This is a genomic window from Streptomyces sp. NBC_01304 (assembly GCF_035975855.1).
Classification (GTDB): Bacteria; Actinomycetota; Actinomycetes; order Streptomycetales; family Streptomycetaceae; genus Streptomyces.
Map to the genome: position 1 here is coordinate 10,207,736 of NZ_CP109055.1, position 22,597 is coordinate 10,230,332.

The following is a 22,597-nucleotide window of genomic DNA, read 5'->3' on the forward strand; positions in this document are numbered from 1 at the left end:
CCCCGACATGTCGGCAGCCACCGAGTCCGGCACCGTGGAGAGGAGGACGCCCGTGACGACATCCAAGGTCACCCATGCCACCGCTGCGGGCGTCACCCCCACGCCCCGCACACCCCGGCCCCAGCGGCGCCCACTTCGCCGCGGCGCCGCACCGCCCGGCCGCCCCCGGCGCGACCCCTGGCCGTACCTCCTCATCGCGCCCGCCGTGCTCGGCACCGCGTACCTCCTGCTCTACCCCCTCCTGCGCGCCCTGCTCATCTCGTTCCAGGACTTCAAGCTCCGCCAACTCATCCTGGGTGACGCAGAGTTCGTGGGGCTGCGCAACTACCGGACGCTGCTCACCGACCCCCGCTTCTGGGAGGTGGTGGCGCGCACCTTCCTCTTCATGGCGATCAACGTCGTGCTGATCATGGTGATCTCCACGCTGGTGGCCCTGATGACCGAGCGACTGCGCCGGGTCGGCCGGACGGTTGTCCTCAGCGCCCTGGTCCTCGCCTGGGCGATGCCGGTCGTCGCGGCGACCACCGTCTTCCAGTGGCTGTTCCACTCCGAGTTCGGGGTGGTCAACTGGGCGCTGACCGGCCTCGGTTTCGAGTCGTTCGAGCGCTACCCGTGGTTCGCGAACGGCACGGCGGCCTTCGCCATCCTCGTCCTGCTGATCGTGTGGCAGTCCGTGCCGTTCGCGGCGATCACGCTCTACTCGGCGCTCACCACCGTGCCCGCCGAGCTGTACGAGTCGGCGCGCCTGGACGGTGCGGGCGCCGCGCGGATCTTCCGCTCCGTCACCTTCCCGATCGTCCGGCCGATCTTCATGCTGATCGTGTCGCTCGAGGTGATCTGGACGTTCAAGGCCTTCGTGCAGATCTGGGTGATGACCCGCGGCGGCCCGGGCGACGCCACCACCATCCTTCCCGTGTACGCCGTCCAGACCGCGCTCGCCAGTCAGAAGTACGACCTCGGGTCCGCGGCCTCGATGATCACGGTGGTGCTGATGTCCGTGGTCCTGGTGGCCTACCTCCGCCAGATGTTCCGGCAGGAGGCCGAGCTGTGAGCCGTTCCCCCGGGCGCGCGGTCAAGCGTCCCCTGGTCCACCGCATCCCGCTGTACACGGCCGCCACCGCGACCGTCCTGATCTGCCTCTTCCCCGTCTACTGGATGATCTCGACGGCCTTCAAGCCGACCCGGGACATCCAGTCGGAGAACCCTCGACTGGTGCCCTTCAACTGGACACTTGACCACTTCCGGCGGGCCGTCGACGCCGACGGATTCGGACTGTTCTGGCGCAACAGCATCCTGGTCACCGCGAGTTCGGTGCTCCTCGCCCTGCTCGTCGGCCTCGGCGCCGCCTTCGCGGTGGCGCGGCTTCGCTGGCGCGGGCGGCGGCAGTTCATGCTGATGGTGTTCATCGCTCAGATGGCGCCCTGGGAGTCCCTGATCATCCCGATCTACATCATCTCCCGGGACACCGACATGCTGGACCGGCTGCCCACCCTGACCCTGGTCTACTTCATGGTCACGCTGCCGTTCTCGGTGATCGTGCTGCGCGGCTTCCTCGCCACCATCCCGCCCGAGCTGGAGGAGTCCGCCCAGGTCGACGGCTGCACCCGGCTCGGCGCGTTCCGCAAGGTGGCGTTCCCGCTGCTCGCGCCGGGGCTGATGGCGACCTCGCTGTTCGGCTACATCACGGCCTGGAACGAGTTCGCGTACGCCAACTTCCTGATCATCAAGCAGCAGGACAGCCGCACGCTCCCGGTCTGGCTCTCCTCGTTCCACAACACCTTCGGCACCGACTGGGGCGCCACCATGGCCGCCTCCTCGCTCTTCGCCCTGCCCGCCCTCGCGATCTTCCTGCTGCTGCAACGGCACGTCACCTCCGGCTTCGCGGCCGGCGCCGTCAAGGGCTGACCCCCACCGTTTCGCCCCCGTACCGGAGGCCTTTCATGCGTACGCCCGTCCCCCGCCCCGAACACCACCTCCTGCCCCGCCCCACCAATGTCAACTCCCGGCCCGGCCGCCTCACCCTGGATGCCGCCACCACCCTGCGCGCCACACCCGGCGCCGAAGGAGCCGCCGACCTGCTGCGCACCCTGCTCGCCCCGGCCACCGGGCTGCCGCTCGCGCCGTCCCCGGCCGGGCAGCTCGTCCTCGCCCTCGACCCGCAGCTCGGCGGGCTCGGCGAGGAGGGGTACGGCCTCACCATCGGCCCGCACGCCCTGCTCCTGCGCGCCGCGGCCCCGGCCGGACTGCTGCGCGGCGTCCAGACGATCCGCCAACTCCTGCCCACCGAGGCCCTGTTGGACGCACCGCAGCCCAAGGCCGGCTGGGAGCTGCCCTGCGTCGAGATCACCGATGTGCCGGCACAGGCCTGGCGCGGGGCGATGCTCGATGTGGCCCGGCACTTCCAGCCGGTCTCGTTCCTGCGCCGGTACGTCGACCTCCTCGCCCTGCACAAGCTGAACGTCCTGCACCTGCACCTCACCGACGACCAGGGCTGGCGCATGCCGGTCGCCGCCTACCCCCGGCTCACCGAGGTCGGCTCGAAGCGTGCCCGCTCGATGGTCGGGCCCGCCGGCAGCACGACATACGACCGCACTCCGCACGGCGGCAGTTACACCCGCGCGGAACTGACCGGCCTGGTGGCGTACGCCGCCGAGCGGGGCGTCACCGTCGTCCCCGAGATCGAGATGCCGGGCCATGCGCGGGCCGCGCTCGCCGCCTACCCGCACCTGGGCAACCACCCCGAGCGGCAGCTCGACGTGTGGACCGACTGGGGCGTGTGCGAGAACGTCTTCGGCGTGCACGACGCGGTCCTCGACTTCTGCCGCACCGTCCTGGGCGAGGTCATGGAGGTCTTCCCGTCCCCGCACATCCATGTCGGGGGAGAGGAGTGCCCGACCGTCGAATGGGCCGCGAGCGCGGCGGCCCGGGAGCGGATCGCGGCCCTTGGCCTCACCGGTCCCGAGGCGCTGCCCGGCTGGTTCCTCGGCCAGATCGGCGACTTCCTCGTCGAACACGGGCGCCGGCCCACCGGCTGGGCCGAGAGCGGCGGCGAACTGCCCCTGGACTTCACCGTGATGACCTGGCGCGACCCCGCCCACGCCCTGCGCGCCGCCCGCCGCGGCCATCAGGTGGTCCGCGCCGACCACCTGTCCGCGTACCTCGACTACGCCCAGTCGGCCACCGCCGGTGAGCCGCCGGCCCAGCCCGGTCCCGTCGTCGACCTGCGCGCGGTGTATGCCCTCGAAGCGGCCTCCGATGACTGGGAGCCGACGGAAGCGCGTCAAGTCATCGGTACTCAGGCCCAGTTGTGGACCGAGTTCGTGTCCACCCCGGCCCACATCGAATACCTCGCCTTCCCCCGGCTGTGCGCCCTGGCAGACCGGGCCTGGAGTGGCGGCGGCGACTTCGACACCGACTTCCTGCCCCGCCTCGCCCAGCACACCGGGCGCCTCGACGCGCTCGGCGTCAACCACCGCCCCCCAGAGCCTGTTGCTGAACCCCCGCCTGTGCCCCGACGCCCGGCACGCACCCTCGCACCGACCGCCGCCGCACCCGCCCTTCGGGCGGACGACGGGGGTTCGGCAACAGGCTCTGCCCCGCGGCCCCGCACCGCCGCGGCAGCACGACCGCAGGGAACATCCGCCCCACACCGTTCCTGAGAGGACACCCCCATGGAAAAGCCCGTGAGACACCGGATACGCACCGCCGCGGCCGCGGGAGTCGTCGTGGCCCTCGGCTGCGCGGGACTCGCCGCACTGCCCGCCACCGCCAACGCGGCGGCGGACGGCCTGACCGTCCAGTACCGCACCGGCGCGGCCGGAGCCACCGCCGACCAGGCCGAACCCTGGCTCAAGGTCACCAACAGCGGTGCCGCCGCCGTGCAGTTGAGCGACGTCAAGCTCCGCTACTACTTCAAGGCCGACTCCGCGAGCACCGACTACCGCTTCGCCTGCTCCTGGGCGGTCAAGGGCTGCGGCAACATCACCGGCACCTTCGGCACCCTCGCCAAGCCCACCGCCACCGCCGACCGCTATCTGGAGATCGGCTTCACCTCCGGCGCGGGCTCCCTCGCTGCCGGCGCAGACACGGGCGACATGCAGCTGCGCTTCCACCGCGCCGACTGGCAGCCGCTGAAGCAGAGCGACGACTACTCGTTCGGCGCCACGCAAGCCGCGTACGGGAACTGGACGAAGATCACGGCGCAGACCGGCGGGAGCATCGTGTGGGGCACCGCCCCCGAGGGCAACGACCCGACGGACCCGCCCACCGACCCGCCGACCGATCCGCCCGCCGACGGGGCGACGCTCTTCGACGACTTCAACTACACCGGGCACAACGATCCGAAGATCGCCGCCAACGGCTGGACCGTACGCGCCAATTCGGGCGGTCCCGGGGTGCCGGGCGCCACCTGGGCGCCGGACAACATCACCTTCTCCACGGTGAACGGCAACTCGCTGATGAACCTGGAGACCTCCACCGCCGGCACCGGCGCCTCCACCGAGCAGTCCGAACTCCTCACCAAGTCCATGAAGTTCAAGGACGGTACGTACGCGGCCCGGGTGAAGTTCGCCGACGCGCCCAAGTCGGGCCCGGACGGCGACCACCTGGTGCAGACGTTCTTCGCCCTCAACGACCTCAAGGCGCCCATGGCCGACGACTACTCGGAGTACGACTTCGAGTATCTGCCCAACGGCGGATGGGGCGAGCCGGCCAACATCCTCTACACCACGTCCTGGGAGACCTACCGGCCCGACCCCTGGGAGGCCGTCAACCAGCACACCGAGTCCCGCACCAGCTTCGCGGGCTGGCACGACGTGGTGTTCACCATCGACGCGAGCAGCATCAAGTACTACATCGACGGGCAGCTGTTCGGCACCCATGACGCCAAGTACCTGCCCGAGCGGCCGATGGGCATCTACTTCAACCAGTGGCTGATCGACCTGGCAGGCCAGACCGGCACCGAGGCGCGGGCCTACGACCAGCAGGTCGACTACGTGCTGCACGTCAAGGACCAGGTCCTGACCCCCGCCCAGGTCAAGACGAAGGTCGACGCCTACCGCGCGGCGGGCACCGCCTTCGAGGACACCGTGCCGGCGGCCGCGACGGCCAAGTCCGCCGCAGCGGCACCGGCCGACGCCGCCCGCTGACGGCAGCCGGCCGGCTCGGGCCGTACGGTCACCGTGCCCAACCACGGTGACCGTACGGCCACTTGAGTCGAAGTCGACCCGAAACGCACTATCGTGACCCCATGCCCGCCGAGCTGATCCGCATCGTCTCCCGCTCCTCACCCATGGCCCTGGCCCAGGTGGAGCGCGTCCGAGCCGCCCTCGCCGCACACCACCCCGGCCTGCGCACCGAGGTCGTGCCGGTCACCACCAGCGGCGACAAATGGATGGGCGACCTCGCCAAGCTCGGCGGCAAGGGCGCCTTCACCAAAGAGGTCGACCAGGCCCTCCTCGACGGGCGCGCCGACCTCGCCGTGCACTGCCTGAAGGACATCCCCGCCGACCGGCCGCTGCCCGCCGGGACCACGTTCGCCGCGTACCTGGAGCGCGACGACATCCGCGACGCCCTCATCGACCCCGCGGGCCGCACCCTGGACGAGCTGCCCGCGGGCACCCGCATCGGCACCTCCTCCGTGCGTCGCGTAGCCCAACTCGCCGCAAGTCACCCGGAGTTGGAGTGTGTGCCCATGCGGGGCAACGCCAACCGGCGCCTGGACAAGCTGGCCGCGGGCGACGCGGACGCACTCCTGCTCGCCGTCTCGGGCCTCGAGCGCATCGACCGTACCGACGTCATCTCCGAGGTGCTGCCCGTCGACGTGATGTGCCCGCCCATCGGCGCGGGCATCCTCGCCCTGCAATGCCGCGAGGACGACACCGCCACCATCGACGCCGTGACCGGCCTCGGCCACCGCGACACCTGGCGCGAGGCCACCGCCGAGCGCATGTTCCTGCACGTGCTGCAGGGGCACTGCAACTCCCCGGTCGCCGGGCACGCCCGCGCCCACCGAAACGGTGACCTGTCCCTGCGCGCCTGCGTCTTCACGCCCGACGGCAAGCGCGTCCTCAACGCGCAGGAGTGGGCGGGCCCCCTCGACCCCGCGACGCTCGGCATGTCCGTGGCCGTGGCACTGCTGCGGCAGGGCGCACGCGAACTGATCGACGGCATTCCGCACTGAGGGTTCTGGCACCGAGTCGATACCGACCCCGGGCCGCCCGCCCGACCGGGAACCCCCACAGCCCCGAAGGACGTTCCCCCGGCACCACCCTGCGAGAGGCGCGGCATGCACGAACTGACTGCGGGCGGCAACCTCCCGCTGCCGGACGGACCCCTGACCCTGCGCGTGCCCGGGCCGTTCGACCTGTCGCTGCTCGTCACCGGTGACGACGGCAAGGTCGGCGGCGACGCGGACTTCGTCTTCTTCAACCAGCCGACGGCACCGGGCGCCCGCCTCCAGAACGACACGCTCACTGTCGACCCGCGACGTCTGCGGGCGGGCGCCACCCGGCTCACCGTGGTCATCAGCCCCGCCGACCCCGCCACCGCGCTCGGCCGGCTCCCCACGCCCACGCTCACGGTCACCGGATCCGGCACACCGGTGGCCCGGTTCACCCCCGCCCGTCCGACGCGGGAGACGGTGCTGTTGCTCGCGGAGATCTACCGCCGGGGCTCCGCGTGGAAGGTGCGGGCCCTGGGCCAGGGGTACGCCGACGGCCTGGCCGGAGTCGCCAGGGACTTCGGCGTCGACGTGGAGGAGGAAACGGAGGGAGCGGCGGAGGGAGCGTCGGTGGGCCCCGCTGTCCCGGCCGGCGCCCTTGCCCCGACCATCCCCGCCATGCCGGCGACCGCACCCGCCCTGCCCGCGCGCGCCCCGGCGGCCGTGGACGACGGCGCGGCCGCGCTCATCAACTCCCTTCGGGCCAGGGCGGGTTGTCCCGCCATATCCGTGGACGCCCGCCTGCAGTCAGCCGCCCAGGCGCACGCCGACGCCATGGCGCGCAGCGGTCGGCTCACCGCCGAGACCGCCGACGGCACATCCATCTACCAGCGCGTCACCTCCGGCGGATACGCCTACCTCCTGCTCGCCGAACAACTGGTGTCCGGCCCCCGCACCCCCGCCGAATTCCTCGACTACTGCCAGTCCGACGCCGGTACGCGCCGTCCCCTCGTCGACCTCGCGGTCACCGACGCGGCCCTCGCGCACGCCACCGACAGCCGCACCGGCGACACCTACTGGACCGCCCTGTGGGCCCGCCCCTTCACGGCCGCCGGCCTCACGGCGCTGACCACCGAGGTCCTCACCCTCACCAACGCCGAACGCACCCGCGCCGGGCTGCGCCCCTTCGCCCCCGACACCCACCTGACCGGGGGCGCGCAGGCCCACTGCGGCGACATGATCGCCCGCGACTTCTACGCGCACACGTCGCCCGACGGCCGCGAGCCCTGGGACCGGGCCCGCGCCGCGGGCTCCGCGCACCGCGCCATCGGCGAGAACATCGCCTGCGGCCAGCGCGCCCCCGCCGAGGTCGTCCAGGGCTGGATGAACAGCCCCGGGCACCGCGCCAACATCCTCAAGCCCGACTTCACCCACCTCGGCGTCGGCTTCGCGGGCGGCGGCCGCGCGGGGACGTACTGGACACAGCTCTTCGGCGGGTAGGGCCCGATCTCGCCGGACGCTAGACCACCTTGGGCATCTCGCCGGCCATGCGCGTCACATCGATCACCGAGAACGCCGCACCCTGCGGGTCCCCGACCGCCGCGAAGCGCCCGAACGGCGTGTCCATCGGCTCCATGTGCACCTTGCCGCCGAGCTTCTGCACCGTGGCGACCGCGTCGTCGCAGTCGGCGACCGTGAAGTACACGTTCATGTACGACGGCACGTGCTCCGGGAACACGTCGGTCATCTGCAGCCGCCCGATGACCGGGTCGCCGCCGCTCTTCAGCGACCACAGGTGGAAGTCGAGCGAGGCGTCGTCGATGCGCTTCACGTCGTACCCGAACACGGCCGGGAAGAACGCGTCCGCCTTCGCCGCGTCCCGGGTGGTGACCTCGGCCCAGCAGAACGCGCCCGGCACGTTCTGCGCCTCGAAGCCCTGGTGGGTGTCCGGCTGCCACACGCTGAAGTAGACGCCGCTGGGGTCCTGCGCGGTGACCATCGTGCCGAACGGGGCGACCTCCATCGGCTCCATCATCAGCGTCCCGCCGTGCTCCCGGATCTTCGCGGCGGTCGCCGCGATGTCCGACGAGGCGAAGTACAGGTTCCACGCGAGCGACGCCTCCATCCCCGGCGGCACCGGGGAGAGGGCGGCGACGAGCTTGCCGTCGACGGAGGCCTGCGTGTAGCCCCCGTACTCCGGGGAGCTCTCGCCGAAGGTCCAGCCGAGCAGCTCGCCGTAGAAGCTCTTGGCGGCCTCGATGTCGGGGAACATGGCGTCGGCCCAACAGGGCGCGCCTTGTGGATGTGCGGCCATGATGTGCGGCCTCCTCGATTGAAGAAATGTCCGACCTTGCCACGCTACGCGGCAGGTCTGACAGTCGCCCCCGGAACGCCTCACTCCTGCGGCGCGACCGGCCCGGCCGTACCCCGTCCGTCCTTGCCCAGCCCGGCCGTGCCCTGTTCCAGCGGCGGAGCGGCCACCGCGCAGTGCGTACGGCACTGGGGGCGGGCCTCTTCCGGGGCCGCCTTGCGCACCGTCAGCCAGGCGATCACCGCGCCGAGCGCGAGCAGCCCCGCACACAGCGGCATGGCCCGCCGGAACGCCGCACCGAACTCGTCGGCCGACTGATACGCCTCCGGCCCCATCCCGACGAGCAGCGGCAGCGCGGCCACCGCGATCAGACCGGCGGCACGGGCCGCCGCGTTGTTGATGCCGCTGGCAAGGCCGGCCCGCGCCGTGTCCACCGAGGCCAGGACCGTCGCCGTCAGCGGCGCGACCAGCGTCACCATGCCCATGCCGAGCACCACCACGGCAGGCAGCACATCGCGCACGTACGAGGCGTCCGTGCCCACCCGCAGCATCAGCAGCATCCCCGCCGCGCACAGCAGCGGCCCCACGGTCAGTGGAACGCGTGGCCCGATCCGCTGCCCCAACTCCCCGGCGCGCGCGGAAAGAAGCAGCATCAGCACGGTCGTGGGCAGCAGGGCGGTGCCGGCCCCGAGCGCCGAGTAGCCCGCCACGACCTGGAGTTGCAGCGCCGAGAGGAAGAAGAACCCGCCGAACGCCCCGTACACACACAGCGTGACCACGTTCACGGCGGTGAACTGCCGCTGCCCGAACACCGACGGCGGCACCATCGGATCGGCCCGCCGCCGCTCCACGGCCACGAACGCCACCGCGAACAGCAGGCCCCCGACCGCCGACCCGAGCACGACCACCGAGGCTCCTTGGTCCGGCGCGGCGATCAGGGCGTACGTCACCAGCGCCAGGGCGAGCGCCCCGAGCGCGGCGCCGAGCACGTCGAACCGGCCGTGCGCGGCCGGATCCCTGGACTCCGGTACGTGCTTGAGCGCGACCGGCACGCACACCGCGGCCAGCGGCACATTGAGCAGGAACACCCAGCGCCAGCCCGGCCCGTCCACCAGCCAGCCGCCCAGGAACGGCCCCACCGCCGCGGCGACCCCGCCGAGCCCCGACCACACACCGACCGCCCTGGCCCGTTCGTCCGGGTGGAACGAGGCCTGGATCAGGGCGAGCGACCCGGGCGTGAGCAGCGCACCACCGACGCCCTGCAGCGCCCGGGCCGCCACCAGGACCCCGGCGTTCGGCGCGATCCCGCACAGCAGCGACGCGGCCGCGAACCACACCACGCCCACCACGAAGACCCGCCGTCGCCCGAACCGGTCGCCCAGCGCCCCGCCGAGCAGGATCAGCCCGGCCAGCGTGAGCATGTAGGCGTTGACCGTCCACTGCAGGGCCGCCAGATCGGCGTCGAGGTCGGTGCCGATGCGACGCAGCGCCACATTGACGACGGTCGAGTCCAGCATCGCCATCCCGGACCCGAGCACCGTGGTCAGCAGCACCCAGCGGCCGGCGGCCGACCCGGTCCGCAGCGCGCCCGCGCCGCCCGGGGGTCCTGGCGGTTCCGACGAGGGCGAGGACTGTCCCATGGTCCGGATCATCCCCGCCCTGCGCCCGTCCGGCCAGCCGGTGTACCGGCCGGAAACGGGGATCAGCGCGGGGCGGACCTCGCGGACCAGGTGGCGAGCAGCTGCAGGGCGTGCGCGGACGGGCTGTCGGGCTCGGCGGTGTAGAGGTAGAGGGCCTGGTCGGGGTCGTCGGGCAGGGTGAGCGACTCGTACTCCAGGGCCAGTTCGCCGACCAGCGGGTGCCGGTAGAGCTTGGTGCCGTGCGTGTACTCCAGGACGTCGTGGTCGGCCCACCACTGGCGGAAGTCCTCGTCGTGCACGGCCAGTTCACCGACCAGCTCGGTCAGCCGGGGGTCGTGCGGATGGCGGCCCGCGTACAGCCGCAGGGCCGCGACCGCACCGCGAGCGGCCCGCTCCCAGTCGGCCAGCAGCTCACGGGCGGCCGGGTCGAGGAAGATGAACCGGGCGAGGTTGCGCTCACGGTGCGGCAGCGCGTCGAAGTCCGCGTACAGCGCCTTCGCGAGGGAATTGGCGGCGAGTACGTCGAGACGGCGGCCCAGGATCATCGCGGGCGTGCCGGTCAGCGCGTCGAGGACCCGGTACAGGCCGGGCCGCACCCGCTGCGGCGGCTCCGGCCGCCGCCGGGCCGGACCCGGCTTGGGCTTCGCCAGGTCGAACAGGTGGGTCCGCTCGGCGGCGTCCAGGCGCAGCGCCCGGGCCACGGCGTCCAGCACGGCCGACGACACGTTCGGATTGCGGCCGCGCTCCAGGCGTACGTAGTAGTCGACGCTGACCCCGGCCAGCTGAGCCAGCTCCTCACGGCGCAGCCCCGGCACCCTGCGCCGCCCGGCATGCGGTCCGATGCCGACGTCCTCAGGGGCGACCCGGGCCCGGCGCGAGCGCAGGAAGTCCCGCAGTTCGAGGTTGGGCTCCTGCCCCGCTGACGTGCTCATTCCTCCAGGCTAGGCCTGCTCGGACCGCCTCGCCGGGCGTAACGGGGGGTCTGCCGGACCCCCGGTAAAGCCTCCCCCCGCCACCCGCGCGCGGACCCACGTACGGGGTGATCTCCTGGATGACGGGAAACATTCCGTCCCTCCCGCACCACCCCTGAAAGGTCCCCGTCATGGCCAAGCCCCTGATCGTCATCACCGGCGCCAGCTCCGGCATCGGCGCGGCCACCGCCCGCCTGCTCTCCGACCGGGGCCACCCGCTGCTGCTGCTCGCCCGCCGCCTGGACAAGCTGGAGGAGCTCGGCCTCCCCGACGCCCTGTGCCGCAAGGTCGACGTCACCGACCGCGCCGCCGTCCAGGCCGCGGTGCGCGAGGCCGAGGAGCGGTTCGGTCCGGCCGACGCCCTGGTCAACAATGCGGGGGCGATGCTCCTGGGCCGGATCGCCGACCAGCCCGAGGACGAGTGGGACCGCATGATCGACCTCAACATCAAGGCCGTCCTGTACGCGACCCGCGCGGTGCTCCCCGGGATGCTCGGCCGCGGCTCCGGCACGGTGATCAATGTCAGTTCGATCGCCGGCCGCAAGACCTTCCCCAACCACACCGCGTACGTCGGCACGAAGTTCGCCGTGCACGCCATGTCGGAGAACCTGCGCGAAGAGGTCGCCGCATCGGGCGTCCGTGTGGTGACCATCGCGCCCGGCGCGGTCGAGACCGAGCTGCTCTCGCACACCAGCGACGAGCAGATCAAGACCGACTACGAGGCCTGGAAGAAGTCCGCGGGCGGCGCCCTGGACCCGCAGGTGGTGGCCGAGGCCATCGCGTACGCCTACCAGCAGCCGCCGAACGTCACCATCCGCGAGATCGTCCTCGCCGCCACAGGTCAGGAAGCCTGACCAGAGCGAGGAAGCCTGCCCCGAGCCAGGAAGCCTGACCCGAGCCGGGACGCCTGACCCGCGGAGGTCACTGGACCCCCGCGGGTGAACTCCCGCCCCGCACCCGCAACACCGGCCGGCCCTTGCCGTCCGCGCGGGCCGTCCAGATGTCGAGGGCCCGCCCGTCCGTGCCGGGCGCGGCATAGGCGAGGGTGGCGTCGTCCAGCCACGCCGCCTGGTCGTCGATGCTGCGCCGCTCGGCCACGGGATGCTCGCGCATCGTGCGCAGGTCGAGGACGTACAGCCGCCAGGGATCCCGACTGCCGCCGCGTACGCGCTTCTTGAAGGCGAGCCGGGTGTTGTCGGGGGAGAGGGACGGGCACTCGACGTTCGACCGTACGGTCCGCGCGGCCCACGGGTTCATCGTGCCCTTGACCAGGTAGGTCTTCCCCTTCGTGGAGACGGTCGCATAGAAGTGGTTGTCGCCGCGGGCGAAGGTGACACCCCAGTAGTTGACGTCGGGGGCGTGGTAGCGGCGGCCGTCCAGGGTGAGGGGGATCTCCTCCATGTTCTTGATGAGGTAGCCGCTGCGGGTGTCGAGGATCGACGTGCGGGTCGAGAAGGCGGACCCGGCGTAGGAGTCCCCGGTGGCGAACATGGTCCAGGAGAGCATCCGCCCCGACGCCGAAACCCGGGCCCGGTTGGGGATTCCGGTCAGTGCGATACGTCGCTTCTCGCGGAGTCGGTCGTCGAGGACGACGGCGTACGACTTGGGCGGGATGCCGGGGCGGCGCTGCAGACACAGCCCGGTGCGGGCCGCGGCGTAGAAGCGTTCGCAGGCGGGGCCGCCGGTGGTGCGCGGCCCGGAGCCTGCCGCGTCGCTGCGGGCGACGCGGCCCGCACCTGCTGCCGTGCTGCGGAAGTACAGGTGCCCCTTGTCGAGCCCGAACTCCGAGGCTGCGGCGGCCGGTTCGGTGCGGTGGGCGGCCTTCAGGGTGTAGCCGAGCGCGACGCCCATGAGCACGACGGCGGCCAGGGAGACCGCGATCACCCGGGACCGCAGGGAGGAGAGGAAGGGACGTGCGGTCATGCCTGCCTTTCGACGCGTGAAGTGCGGGGAGTGTGGGGAGTACGGGGCATGCGGGGTGTGCGGGGCAGCAGTAGCCAGGCGCCGCCCAGCGCCCCCGCCAGCGCGAGCACCGCGCAGGTCAGGGCCGGGCCCACGCCCCACCACGTCCAGGCCGCCCCGAATCCGGCGGCGGCAAGCAGCCGGCTCAGGGCCTGCCCGGTCTGCAGCACCGCCATCCCGCCCGCCCGGCGCCGCTCCGGCAGCTCCGGTGTGGCCAGCGCCATCAGTACGCCGTCGGTGGCCGCGTAGAAGATGCCGAGGAGCAGCAACACACCGACGAGGAGCGGCAGTCCGCCGACGGGAGAGAGCAGCAGCGCATAGCCGACGAGCAGCGCGGCGTGCCCGCACAGGAACGGGCCCCGGCGCCCGATCCGGTCGGCGAGGCGGCCGAGCGGCACCGCGAGCAGCAGATAGACCCCGGCCGCGCCGAGCGGGAGCAACGGGAACCAGCTCACCGCGAAGTCGAGGCGCCGCTGCAGCAGCAGATACACGAACGCGTCCCCGACCGTGGCCGCGCCGAGCAGCGACGCGGCCAGCAGGATGCGCCGGAAGGCGGGGATGCGCAGGACGTCAAAGGCCGTGCGCAGTGCGGGAGTTGAACCGGCTGGTGCGGGCGACAGGGCGTCGCGGCCCGGCACGAAGGCGACGAGGACGAGCACGCCGAGCAGCCCCACGCAGAAGCTCACGACGAACACCGCGTCGTACGCGTCCGCCGTCGCCCACAGCAGGGCGAACGCGAGCAGCGGGCCGAGCAGCGCCCCCGTCGTGTCCATCGCGCGATGCACGCCGAACGCCCGGCCCACCTCGTCCGGCGGGCTGCTGAGCGAGATCAGTGCGTCGCGCGGCGCGGTCCGCACGCCCTTGCCGATGCGGTCCGCCGCGAGCGCCGTCCCGATCCCCGCCGCGCTGGTGCCCGCGAGGAGCAGCAGCGGGCGGGACAGTGCGGACAGGGCGTAGCCGCAGCCCGCGACGAGCTTGTGCCGGCCGCCCCGGTCGGCGAGGTGCCCGCCGAGGAGACGTACGAGGGCGGTGGCCGCGTTGTACAGGCCGTCGAACAGGCCGAACTGCAAGGGGGACAGGCCCAGTTGGAGGACGAAGTAGAGCGGCAGGACGGCGGTCACCATCTCGGACGAGATGTCGGTGATCAGGCTGACCGCGCCCAGCGCGAGGACGGGCCCGGCGACGCGGCCGCGCCGGGCCTGGCCGGCCGGGGCGACCGCGTCCGTGGAAGCCAAGTACATCGGGTCGGCTCAGTGGCAGCTGTACGTCGGGCTGGTGTCCTCGGTCGACCCGTCCGTGCCGACGAGGTTCCAGGAGAAGCCCGTGTCGGTGAAGTTCAGCTTGGCCACACCGAAGGTGTCGGTGATCCGCTTCTCGCTGTTGGGCTGCACTTCCTCGATCTTGTACGGATTGGCGCCGCCCATGCCGCCGAGCAGTTCGACGATGCCGTTGTCGTCGGCGTTGCCGTCCGGGTCCTGCGGTGCGAACCGCTCGTAGTGGTGGTCGTGGCCGTTGAGGACCAGCTCGGCCTTCGCGTCGTACAGCAGCTTCCACACGGGGCGGCTGACCGGGTCGTTGCCGTGTTCGCCGGACGAGAACAGCGGGTGGTGCCAGTACGCGGCCACACAGGTCTTGGTGTTCGCGGCGAGGTCGGCCTTCAGCCAGTCGAGCTGTGCGTCGTCGTCGAAGCTGTTGGAGTCGAGGGCGATGAAGTGCCAATTGCCCTGCTCGTAGCTGTAGTAGGGCTCGCCGTCGGGGTAGGCGACGTCGCCGAAGTAGGACTTGTAGCCCGCGAGCGCACCGTCGGGGTCGTAGGTCTCGTGGTTGCCGGGGGAGGGGTGGGTCTTGGCCTTGAAGGCGCCCCAGGTGGTGTCGTAGTACTTCTTGAAATCCGCGAGGCGCGCGTCGTCGTACTGGTTGTCGCCCATGGTCAGGACGAAGGACGGGTTGATCTGACCGACCAGGGCCGCGGTCTTCGGGTGCTCGCAGCTGCTGCTGCTCTTGGTGCACCGCTCGGCGATGTCCCCGGCGGCGACCGCCGTGAAGCCCGCCTCGGCCCGGGGGGTCGGGGCGGCGCCGGCCTGCCCCGCGGGCGACCAGATGAGCACCCCGCCGACGACGGCGAGCGCCGCGCCGAGGGCGGCCGGGATCCCGACACGTGGGTTGCGCACGTGGGAACGCTTCGAGGTGTGGGGGGTGCGCGGCATGTCCGTCTCCTAGGAGTTCGGCGTGGGGGAGCCGTTCCCGAGGCATCCTGACGGTGCTGCATGTACGCGTCAAGAACTTCTGGGCATTTACTGTTAGGAAACTTTCCTACCAAGTTGATTCGGGGGGAAGGGGCGGAATGCTCCGGTGGAAAGAGACGGGAATGCGAGGTGTAGGTGTGGAGCGCACTCCGGCTCATGTCAGGATGGAGGCTATGACGATCAAGGCTTACTTCGACATCGCGATCAACGACGCCCCCGCGGGCCGCATCACGTTCAACCTGTACGACGACGTCGTCCCCAAGACGGTCGAGAACTTCCGCGCGCTGTGCACGGGCGAGAAGGGCTTCGGCTACGAGGGTGCGCCCTTCCACCGTGTGATCCCCGGCTTCATGCTGCAGGGCGGCGACTTCACCCGGGGCGACGGCACCGGCGGCAAGAGCATCTACGGCGAGAAGTTCGCCGACGAGAACTTCCAGCTCAAGCACACCAAGCCCGGCCTGCTCTCGATGGCCAACGCGGGCCCGAACACCAACGGCTCGCAGTTCTTCATCACCACCATCGTGACCGGCTGGCTCGACGGCAAGCACGTCGTGTTCGGCGAGGTCGCCGACGAGGAGAGCATGGCCCTCGTCACGAAGATCGAGGGCTACGGCAGCCAGAGCGGCCGTACCTCCGCCAAGATCGCGATCTCGGGCTCCGGCGTTCTCTAAACGCCGCCAGGTGGATCCGGCCCCGGCTGTGATCCCCCTCGTCTGAACGCTGGTGAGCGCGTCGGCCGGGAGTGAATCCTGGCTCGGCGCGCTCAGCCGTTTTCCGGGCGCGTACGTTACGTTGCCGGGTCCGGCCCCGCCCCGGGCACTGGTGGCGGCCCGTACGCGGCGGTGAGTTCCGCCCCGATCCGAGCGAGCTGATCGCGGGCCGCCGGCGGCTCCAGGATCTCCACGCGAGCCCCGAGCCCGGCCAGCTGCGCGGCCACCACCTCGGGGGACGGGCCCTCGACGGTGATCAGGAGCCAGCCGTCGGCCCGGGGGTCCGGCCCGACGACGCTCAGGCGCCCGCCGAGCAGGCGCCGCAGTACCGGCTCGGCCCCGGCCTCGGCGCGGGCCCGTACGGTGGCCTGGCGCATCCGGTCCTCCATCCGTGCGGCGAGGGACCGCCAGGCCGAGGCCAGGTCGAAGCCGTCCGGCCTGACCACCGGTTCACCGGTCGCCGCGACGGACGTGACCCGGCTCAGCCGGAACGTGCGCAGGCTCCGCCCGGTCCCCGCGACGAGGTAGCCGACGCCCGCCTTGAGGGCGAGGCCCAGCGGATGTACGGTCCGCTCGCGCTCGGCCCTGCCCGGCCCCGCGTACCCGAGCCGGACCTGCACGCCCTCCGTCACGGCACGCTGCAGCGCGTCGAGGTGCGGTTCGTCGGCCGTGACGGTGGCGCGGGACCAGTCCGTCGCGTCCAGGACCGTGGCGCCGGCCGCGGCCTCGGCGCCGGCCCGCAGCGGTTCGGGCAGGGCCCGCACCAACTTCCGCAGGGCGAGACGCAGTTCGGGGGTGGCGGCGGACGGGCCCGCGAGCAGGAACAGGGCCCGGGCCTCCGCGCGGGTCAGGCCGCTGAGATCGGTCCTGGCCCCGCCCACCAGCGACCAGCCGCCGCCGCGCCCGCGCTGCGCGTACACGGGGATGCCGGCCGTCGCGAGGGCCTCCAGATCGCGGCGCGCGGTCCGCTCGGACACCTCCAGCTCGGCGGCCACCTCGGCCACGGTCACGCGTCCGCGCGACTGCAGGAACAGCAGCGCGGCCACCAGTCGGTCGGCCTTCATCGCACCCCCTTCACCCGGGCCGGGATCCGCTTCCCGACGCCCCGCGACATCTTGCGCGAAAAACTGGCCAGAAGGTGGCCTATTTGGCCTCCAGGATGAGGAACACGGCCGAACACACAGGCCAGAAGGGGCTGTTGCCCCGCCTTACCCACACCGCATTGCATAGACTTCAGGAGCTCATCGTGATCGTGGTCACCGGATCCACCGGCAACGTCGGCCGTCCGCTCGTCCAGACCCTCGCCGCCGCGGGGCAGCAGGTGACGGCGGTCTCCCGCGGCGCCTTTGCCCAGGACCTGCCGAGCGGCGTCATCCACCAACAGGCCGATCTGGCCGAGCCGTCGACGCTGAAGCCCGCCCTGGACGGCGCCGACGCCCTCTACCTCCTCATCGCGGGCGGCGGCGAAGGCCTCGACGCGGGCGCCTTGTTGGACACCGCGCGCTCCGCCGGAGTGAGCCGCGTCGTGCTGCAGTCCTCGCAGGGTGTCGCCACCCGCCCCGCCGCCGCGTCCCACGCCCACCTGCGGGAATTCGAGGACGCCGTGCGGACGTCGGGCCTGGAGTGGACCGTGCTGCGGCCGGGCGGCTTCGCGTCCAACGCGTTCGCCTGGGCCGGATCCGTCCGCGAACAGCGCACGATCGCCGCGCCGTTCGGCGACGTGGGCCTGCCGCTCATCGACCCGGCGGACATCGCGGCGGCGGCCGCGGCCGTGCTCACGGAGACCGGGCACAGCGGCCGCGCGTACGAACTGACCGGACCGGCCCCGGTGTCCCCGCGCCAACAGGCCGCCGCGATCGCCGCGGCACTCGGCGAGCCGGTCCGCTTCCACGAGCTGAGCCGGTCCGAAGCCCGCGCCTTCATGGGGCAGTTCATGCCGGAGCACGTGGTGGACGGCACCCTCGACATCCTGGGCCGCCCCACGCCCGGCGAACAGCGCGAGAGCCCCGCCGTCGAACAGCTCACCGGCCGTCCGGCGGGCACCTTCGCCGACTGGGCGGTTCGCCATGCGGGGGCTTTCGCCTGACGCGATGCGGGGCTCTGGAGGGTGACTTGGGCGTCTGGGATCCCGTCACCGTCTCACCGCTGGGGCGCTGCCTTGCGCAGGGTGGCGATGCGCGTGGTCAGAGGGCCGGCGCCCGTCTGGCGAACGGCGCCGACGGCCCCATCCGTCGAACGGCGCCGACGGCTCCCATCCGGCGAACAGCGCCGGAGCCCTGTCGTAGAACAGCTCACCGGCCGTCCGGCGGGAACGTTCGCCGATTGGGCGGGGCGCCATGCGGGGGCTTTCGCCAGACGTAATGCGGGCCCCGGACGGCGACTCGACCGTCCGGGGCCCGACCGGCTCGCTACCGCGGCAGCGTCCGGTTCACTGCTGGGGCGCCGCCTTGCGCAGGGCCGCGATGCACGTGGTCAGCGCCTGCTGCAGCTCCTCCAGGCGCTGCACCATGTCGTCCTCGTAGATCGCGTCGAAGTCGTCCACGTCGTCGAAGGTCAGCTCCTCGAAGACCTTCGTCGCCTTCTGCAGACTGCTGTAGAACTTGGTGCGCTTCTCGGCCACCCGCAGCTCAGGGTCGGCCTCCACGGTCTGTACGACGAGGTCCTTGACCGTGTCGTACGCCTCCGTGGCCCACTGCCCGGCGTCCTCGTCGTCGTCCAGCTCGTCGATGAGGGAGAGGTGCCGCTCGGCCTCGGCGCGCAGCGCGGCGGGTGCGTCGAGGGTCTGGCCGGCCGCGGTCTTGACCTGGCCCTCCTCGACGATCTTGCGTACGTAGCCGATGCGGTCGGCGGCCTGGGACTCGGTGGCCACCGCCTTCTTGAGCTCCTTGCTCTGCGCGATGTCGCGGGCCAGCTCGGCCTGCAGCTCCGGGTCCTCCTTGACCCGGTCGAGCAGCGCGGAGCGGGCGGCCTGGGCGGTGGAGGGGTCGGCGAGGATCGCGGCGCGCAGCGCGGTCGGGTTCTCGGCGACCTCCAGGGCCTTGGTCGGGCGGATGCCCTCGGCCTCGGCGGCCGCGCTGATCGCGGTGCCGCGCACGGAGGTCGCGCTGGAGCGCGAGGTGTAGTAGCTCAGCCATACGTCGGCGTCCGGCAGCTCGATGTCCTCACCCGGGACGAGGGTCTCGAACTGCGGGACCACACCGTCGTCGGCGGCCATGTCCCACGCCTTGTAGTAGCGCATGACCCGCTCCGGCGAGCACCCGGCCAGCTCCGCGAACTCCTTGGCGGACACCTTCGACGTCTCCCCGGCGAGCTGCCCGCCCGGCCGCACGCTGCGCGCGACCTTCAGCGCGAAGGTCCAGCCGCCGGTGCGGGCGTACACCCCGAACTCGCGGGCGTCGCGCACGATGATCTCCGGCGCGGCGGTGGCGGGCGCCGTGGTGACCTCTTCGGCCGGGGCCGGGACGGTCGCCTCGACGACGGGCTCCGCGTCGGCCTCGACGACGAACTCCGCGCCGACCTCGGCGATGGCCTGGGCGTCGGCCTCGACTCCGGCCTCGGCTGCGGCCGTGGCGGGAGCGTCGGACGGGGCTTCGGCGGGTGTGGCGGGGGTGACGGCGGTGGTCACGGTCACAGGGAAAGCCTCCTGGCTCACTGCGGGTTGGGGCGCAAACAAACCCGTAGCTTATCGGGAGGATTCTCCCTTCCCTTGATCGACCCGTCCCAGGTTCCTCGTCGGTCGCTCGGTCGCTCGGTCGCTCGGTCGCTCGGTCGCGCCGGTCAGGCGGCGGGGCACAGGGCGGGCCGGGCGGGCGCCGCCTGTGCCCCGACAGCCCGGACAGCCCCGGCCCCGCGGAACCGGACCGCCGCGGGGCCGACCGGCCCGGCAACCGGCAGCACGGCGATCGGAGCGCGAGGGGCGAAGTGCGCGGGGCGGGCCGCGCGAGCCGGGTGCGCGGGGCGCGCGGTGAGTCGGGCGTGCGAGGTCTGAGCCGGAACCCGGGCGCGGCCGCGCACGTCGGCAGTCGCCGGGGCCGCGGCCTTGGAGCGGCCCCGGGCGAAGACCACCAGGCGCAGCACCACGAAGCGCGCGACGCCGGCGAGCGCGGACGCCGACAGATAGACGACCTGCTCGAGCACCGCACCCGGCGCCGCCACCAGCTGCTGCAGGACGAACATCGCCAGGCAGGTCACCGCGTACGCGGCCGCCGCGGACCCGCCCGACTGCACATGCTGGCGCCACGTGGCGCGTCCGTTGGCGCCAAAGGTGAAGCGGGCGTGCAGCTCGGTGGCGAGCAGCGTGGAGGCGATGGTGATCAGCGCGTTGGCGAGGGCCCACGGCATGCAGGCGGCGAGCGCCACCACCGCAAAGCTGGAGGCGACACCGACGCCGCCGCCGCAGAGCACGAAGCGTGCGAAGGCGGCGAAGGCGCCGGGTGCCGCCTGCGTCTGGTGTTCTGCTGACTCCATGATCCCGGCCCCTCCGATGGCTGACTCTGCGATGCGGGCCCCTCGGCCCGGTCTGGGCCGAGGGGTTCATCGCTTGAGCCGCCATCATGGCGCATCGCGTGGCGCCATGCAAGCCCTTTATGGCGCCATAGGGTGGGGTGTCGGCGCCACGGGGGAGGCGTTGCTGAGGAGATCGCAGGTCGGAGGGGATTTCGGACGGGTGCCAGTCGGTTCGAGGATGGCGTCGGTCGGCCGATGCCCGACGCGCATGAGATGGGGTCAGCCGATGACCGACGCACACGTCGTGGGCGTGGCATGTGCGGGATCGAGCGCGTTGGTGACCTCGTGATAGGCGATGCGGTCGACCAGGCCTATCGCCACGTGCTCGGACAGGTCGGCCGCGCACTTGTCCTGGATGAGGACGTTGGTGACGTCCGGCCCGTCCAGGAACTGGGAGCGGTAGGGCGTGACGACCTCGTCGTACTTGGTGGCGATGACCGTGTAGCGCACGCCGGGCACGGTGTCGCCGCCCTCGTTCAGCTTCGTCACGAACGCCGAACCCGCGATCTGGTCCGCGAGACCAGGAGTGGCCAGCGTGAGCAGGTGCTCGGCGCCCGGGAAGTAGGGGAGCAGCTTGGTCAGGCCGAGCAGGGTGGTGCCGTGGTTGTCCGGCGCGATGCCGACGAGGGCGTTCACCTTGGCGGCGCCGCCGAGGAACTTCAGGTAGTGGCGCGGCATCATGCCGCCCTGCGAGTGGCCCACCAGATCGGCCTCGGGCGCGCCGGTCGCGGCGAGCACCTTGTCCACGTGGTCGCGCAGCTGCTCGGCCGACTTGGCGATCGGGCCGAGCCCGTTGAAGAGGGGCACGCCGGGCAGTTGCCCGTAGTCGAGCGAGAAGACGCAGTAGCCCCTGTTCACCAAGTACGGGGCGAGGGCGAGCCAGTTGTCGACGGAATTGCCGAACGTGCCGTGTACCAGGACCACCGGACGCGGGTGGGCGGCCGACGGCTTGCACGCGTAGTTGTTCCAGCCGCGGCTCACCGTGGTGGCGGCGGGGGCCGTGTCGGTGGCGGCCTGCGCCGCGGCGGAGGGGGCGAGCAGCGCCGCCGCCGTCAGTAGCAGGGCGGCGAGTGGTCGCAGGCCACGGGTGGTGCGATTCCAGGGCAGCATCGAGCGATCTCCTTGCGGCTCAAGGGAATTGGCACGGAAGGTGCGCCCTGCGGCCCGGACCACAAGTGAGGTGGTGCTCATGCCAAATTACGCATGAGTAGCCTGCGGAAGGAAGTTACGCGTCAGTAAAATTGACGGATGGTCAGAAACTGTCGAGCCCGGCGCATCGCGCGCCGGGCTCGCCCCTCATGCTCAGCCGGCCTGCTCGCCGACCGGCCTGCTCGCTCAACCGGCGCCGCTCACGCCCCCGCGTTCTCCGTGATCGTCAGCCGCCCCTTCTTGATGGTCGCCAGCCGCGGCGCCCTGCGGGCGATGGCGCTGTCGTGCGTGACCATGACGAAGGTCAGGCCGTGTTCCTTCCACATCCCTTCGAGTACGTCCATGATCTCGTCGCGCATCGACTCGTCGAGGTTGCCCGTCGGTTCGTCCGCGAGCAGCACCTTGGGCCGCTTGACCAGCGCCCGGGCGATGGCAACGCGCTGCTGCTGACCGCCGGACATCTCGCCCGGCAGATGCCCGCGCCGCTCCCCGAGGCCGACCGACTCCAGGGCCTCGGCGGCCCGTTCGCGGCGGTCGCGGGCCTTGAGGCCGAGCGGGACGAGGGCGGTCTCCACGTTCTCCTGAGCCGTGAGCGTAGGGATGAGGTTGAAGGACTGGAAGACGAAACCGATGTTCTCGCTGCGTACGCGGGTGAGCCGGGCCTCGGGCAGCGAGGCGAGGTCGGTGCCGTCGAGGTCGACGGTGCCGGAGGTGGGCCGGTCCAGGCCGCCGAGCATCTGCAGCAGGGTGGACTTGCCGCCCCCGGTGGGCCCTTGGATGACGAGCCGGCCGCCGTCCTCGATGGTGAGGTCGACCCCGGCGAGCGCGTCGACGCTGTCTCTGCCGCGGCGGTACGTCTTGGTGACGCCTCTGAGCTGGTACATGCTGGGTGACTCCTGGTGCTGGGTGATGTGCCGGGGACGGGGGTCGCGGGGCGCCGTA

Annotated in this window: 19 protein-coding genes and 1 pseudogene; 9 read left to right on the forward strand and 11 right to left on the reverse strand. The window is 72.0% G+C overall.

The window, feature by feature from the left end; all coding sequences use genetic code 11:
- Positions 1 to 52: 52 nt before the first annotated feature.
- The 6 genes from OG430_RS45780 (at position 53) to OG430_RS45805 (ending at position 7,660) form a co-directional block, all read left to right on the forward strand.
- Positions 53 to 1,051 (forward strand): carbohydrate ABC transporter permease, encoded by a 999-nt coding sequence (locus OG430_RS45780; protein ID WP_442816671.1) that lies wholly within the window; start codon positions 53 to 55, stop codon positions 1,049 to 1,051.
- Complete coding sequence (locus OG430_RS45785) at positions 1,048 to 1,905, forward strand: carbohydrate ABC transporter permease (protein ID WP_327358626.1); 858 nt, start codon at positions 1,048 to 1,050, stop codon at positions 1,903 to 1,905. The genes OG430_RS45780 and OG430_RS45785 overlap by 4 nt, the downstream gene beginning before the upstream one ends.
- A 35-nt stretch (positions 1,906 to 1,940) precedes the next feature.
- On the forward strand, positions 1,941 to 3,659 hold the full coding sequence (locus OG430_RS45790) for a beta-N-acetylhexosaminidase (protein WP_327358627.1): 1,719 nt from the start codon (positions 1,941 to 1,943) through the stop codon (positions 3,657 to 3,659).
- Positions 3,660 to 3,671: 12 nt separating this feature from the next.
- Positions 3,672 to 5,147, forward strand: coding sequence for a cellulose binding domain-containing protein (locus OG430_RS45795; RefSeq protein WP_327358628.1), 1,476 nt, complete (start codon positions 3,672 to 3,674; stop codon positions 5,145 to 5,147).
- A 101-nt stretch (positions 5,148 to 5,248) separates the two neighbouring features.
- Complete coding sequence (gene hemC / locus OG430_RS45800) at positions 5,249 to 6,181, forward strand: hydroxymethylbilane synthase (protein ID WP_327358629.1); 933 nt, start codon at positions 5,249 to 5,251, stop codon at positions 6,179 to 6,181.
- 105 nt (positions 6,182 to 6,286) lie between these two features.
- Positions 6,287 to 7,660 carry a CAP domain-containing protein gene (locus OG430_RS45805; protein WP_327358630.1) on the forward strand — a complete coding sequence of 458 codons (1,374 nt, stop codon included), beginning with the start codon at positions 6,287 to 6,289 and terminating at the stop codon, positions 7,658 to 7,660.
- A 19-nt stretch (positions 7,661 to 7,679) separates the two neighbouring features.
- On the opposite strand, the gene OG430_RS45810 is transcribed toward OG430_RS45805, so the two are convergent.
- The 3 genes from OG430_RS45810 to OG430_RS45820 form a co-directional block, all read right to left on the reverse strand.
- Positions 7,680 to 8,474, reverse strand: a complete 795-nt coding sequence (locus OG430_RS45810) for a VOC family protein (protein WP_327358631.1) — start codon at positions 8,472 to 8,474, stop codon at positions 7,680 to 7,682.
- A gap of 80 nt (positions 8,475 to 8,554) precedes the next feature.
- A complete protein-coding gene (locus OG430_RS45815) occupies positions 8,555 to 10,111 on the reverse strand; it encodes an MFS transporter (protein WP_327358632.1) in 1,557 nt (518 codons plus the stop codon).
- A 62-nt stretch (positions 10,112 to 10,173) separates the two neighbouring features.
- Entirely contained in the window at positions 10,174 to 11,043 is an 870-nt protein-coding gene (locus tag OG430_RS45820; RefSeq protein ID WP_327358633.1) for a helix-turn-helix domain-containing protein, read from the reverse strand.
- 170 nt (positions 11,044 to 11,213) lie between these two features.
- On the opposite strand from OG430_RS45820, the gene OG430_RS45825 reads away from it, so the two are divergent.
- Positions 11,214 to 11,936: an SDR family oxidoreductase gene (locus tag OG430_RS45825; protein WP_327358634.1), complete on the forward strand. Its 723-nt coding sequence runs from the start codon at positions 11,214 to 11,216 to the stop codon at positions 11,934 to 11,936.
- 67 nt (positions 11,937 to 12,003) lie between these two features.
- Here OG430_RS45825 and OG430_RS45830 read toward each other — a convergent pair whose 3' ends face one another.
- The 3 genes from OG430_RS45830 to OG430_RS45840 are packed head-to-tail and all read right to left on the reverse strand — an operon-like array spanning position 12,004 to position 15,251.
- The gene (locus OG430_RS45830) at positions 12,004 to 13,005 is read right to left on the reverse strand and encodes a hypothetical protein (protein ID WP_327358635.1); all 1,002 of its coding nucleotides are present in this window, start codon (positions 13,003 to 13,005) and stop codon (positions 12,004 to 12,006) included.
- Complete coding sequence (locus OG430_RS45835) at positions 13,002 to 14,285, reverse strand: MFS transporter (protein WP_327358636.1); 1,284 nt, start codon at positions 14,283 to 14,285, stop codon at positions 13,002 to 13,004. The genes OG430_RS45830 and OG430_RS45835 overlap by 4 nt, the downstream gene beginning before the upstream one ends.
- 9 nt (positions 14,286 to 14,294) lie before the next feature.
- Positions 14,295 to 15,251, reverse strand: coding sequence for a metallophosphoesterase family protein (locus OG430_RS45840; RefSeq protein ID WP_327358637.1), 957 nt, complete (start codon positions 15,249 to 15,251; stop codon positions 14,295 to 14,297).
- 212 nt (positions 15,252 to 15,463) lie between these two features.
- On the opposite strand from OG430_RS45840, the gene OG430_RS45845 reads away from it, so the two are divergent.
- Positions 15,464 to 15,961: a peptidylprolyl isomerase gene (locus OG430_RS45845; RefSeq protein ID WP_327358638.1), complete on the forward strand. Its 498-nt coding sequence runs from the start codon at positions 15,464 to 15,466 to the stop codon at positions 15,959 to 15,961.
- A gap of 116 nt (positions 15,962 to 16,077) precedes the next feature.
- On the opposite strand, the gene OG430_RS45850 is transcribed toward OG430_RS45845, so the two are convergent.
- Positions 16,078 to 17,064, reverse strand: coding sequence for a helix-turn-helix transcriptional regulator (locus tag OG430_RS45850; RefSeq protein ID WP_327358639.1), 987 nt, complete (start codon positions 17,062 to 17,064; stop codon positions 16,078 to 16,080).
- A 182-nt stretch (positions 17,065 to 17,246) separates the two neighbouring features.
- Here OG430_RS45850 and OG430_RS45855 point away from each other — a divergent pair, with 182 nt between their 5' ends.
- Entirely contained in the window at positions 17,247 to 18,086 is an 840-nt protein-coding gene (locus tag OG430_RS45855; protein ID WP_327358640.1) for an SDR family oxidoreductase, read from the forward strand.
- A gap of 342 nt (positions 18,087 to 18,428) precedes the next feature.
- Here OG430_RS45855 and OG430_RS45860 read toward each other — a convergent pair whose 3' ends face one another.
- The 4 genes and pseudogenes from OG430_RS45860 to OG430_RS45875 form a co-directional block, all read right to left on the reverse strand.
- A complete protein-coding gene (locus tag OG430_RS45860; protein WP_327359486.1) occupies positions 18,429 to 19,409 on the reverse strand; it encodes a hypothetical protein in 981 nt (326 codons plus the stop codon).
- Positions 19,410 to 19,954: 545 nt separating this feature from the next.
- A pseudogene (locus OG430_RS45865) lies at positions 19,955 to 20,467 on the reverse strand (GtrA family protein); the annotation flags it as partial.
- 258 nt (positions 20,468 to 20,725) lie between these two features.
- The gene (locus OG430_RS45870) at positions 20,726 to 21,616 is read right to left on the reverse strand and encodes an esterase/lipase family protein (protein WP_327358641.1); all 891 of its coding nucleotides are present in this window, start codon (positions 21,614 to 21,616) and stop codon (positions 20,726 to 20,728) included.
- Between the two features lie 239 nt (positions 21,617 to 21,855).
- A complete protein-coding gene (locus tag OG430_RS45875) occupies positions 21,856 to 22,539 on the reverse strand; it encodes an ABC transporter ATP-binding protein (protein ID WP_327358642.1) in 684 nt (227 codons plus the stop codon).
- Positions 22,540 to 22,597: the final 58 nt, after the last annotated feature.

Bases quoted from the DNA above. Each gene is read 5' to 3' on its own strand.
- OG430_RS45875 (WP_327358642.1), bottom strand. From the start codon at position 22,539: ATGTACCAGCTCAGAGGCGTCACCAAGACGTACCGCCGCGGCAGAGAC.
- OG430_RS45870 (WP_327358641.1), bottom strand. From the start codon at position 21,616: ATGCTGCCCTGGAATCGCACCACCCGTGGCCTGCGACCACTCGCCGCC.
- OG430_RS45790 (WP_327358627.1), top strand. From the start codon at position 1,941: ATGCGTACGCCCGTCCCCCGCCCCGAACACCACCTCCTGCCCCGCCCC.
- OG430_RS45795 (WP_327358628.1), top strand. From the start codon at position 3,672: ATGGAAAAGCCCGTGAGACACCGGATACGCACCGCCGCGGCCGCGGGA.
- OG430_RS45835 (WP_327358636.1), bottom strand. From the start codon at position 14,285: ATGTACTTGGCTTCCACGGACGCGGTCGCCCCGGCCGGCCAGGCCCGG.
- hemC (WP_327358629.1), top strand. From the start codon at position 5,249: ATGCCCGCCGAGCTGATCCGCATCGTCTCCCGCTCCTCACCCATGGCC.
- OG430_RS45805 (WP_327358630.1), top strand. From the start codon at position 6,287: ATGCACGAACTGACTGCGGGCGGCAACCTCCCGCTGCCGGACGGACCC.
- OG430_RS45845 (WP_327358638.1), top strand. From the start codon at position 15,464: ATGACGATCAAGGCTTACTTCGACATCGCGATCAACGACGCCCCCGCG.
- OG430_RS45825 (WP_327358634.1), top strand. From the start codon at position 11,214: ATGGCCAAGCCCCTGATCGTCATCACCGGCGCCAGCTCCGGCATCGGC.
- OG430_RS45850 (WP_327358639.1), bottom strand. From the start codon at position 17,064: ATGAAGGCCGACCGACTGGTGGCCGCGCTGCTGTTCCTGCAGTCGCGC.
- OG430_RS45830 (WP_327358635.1), bottom strand. From the start codon at position 13,005: ATGACCGCACGTCCCTTCCTCTCCTCCCTGCGGTCCCGGGTGATCGCG.
- OG430_RS45810 (WP_327358631.1), bottom strand. From the start codon at position 8,474: ATGGCCGCACATCCACAAGGCGCGCCCTGTTGGGCCGACGCCATGTTC.
- OG430_RS45820 (WP_327358633.1), bottom strand. From the start codon at position 11,043: ATGAGCACGTCAGCGGGGCAGGAGCCCAACCTCGAACTGCGGGACTTC.
- OG430_RS45815 (WP_327358632.1), bottom strand. From the start codon at position 10,111: ATGGGACAGTCCTCGCCCTCGTCGGAACCGCCAGGACCCCCGGGCGGC.
- OG430_RS45840 (WP_327358637.1), bottom strand. From the start codon at position 15,251: ATGCCGCGCACCCCCCACACCTCGAAGCGTTCCCACGTGCGCAACCCA.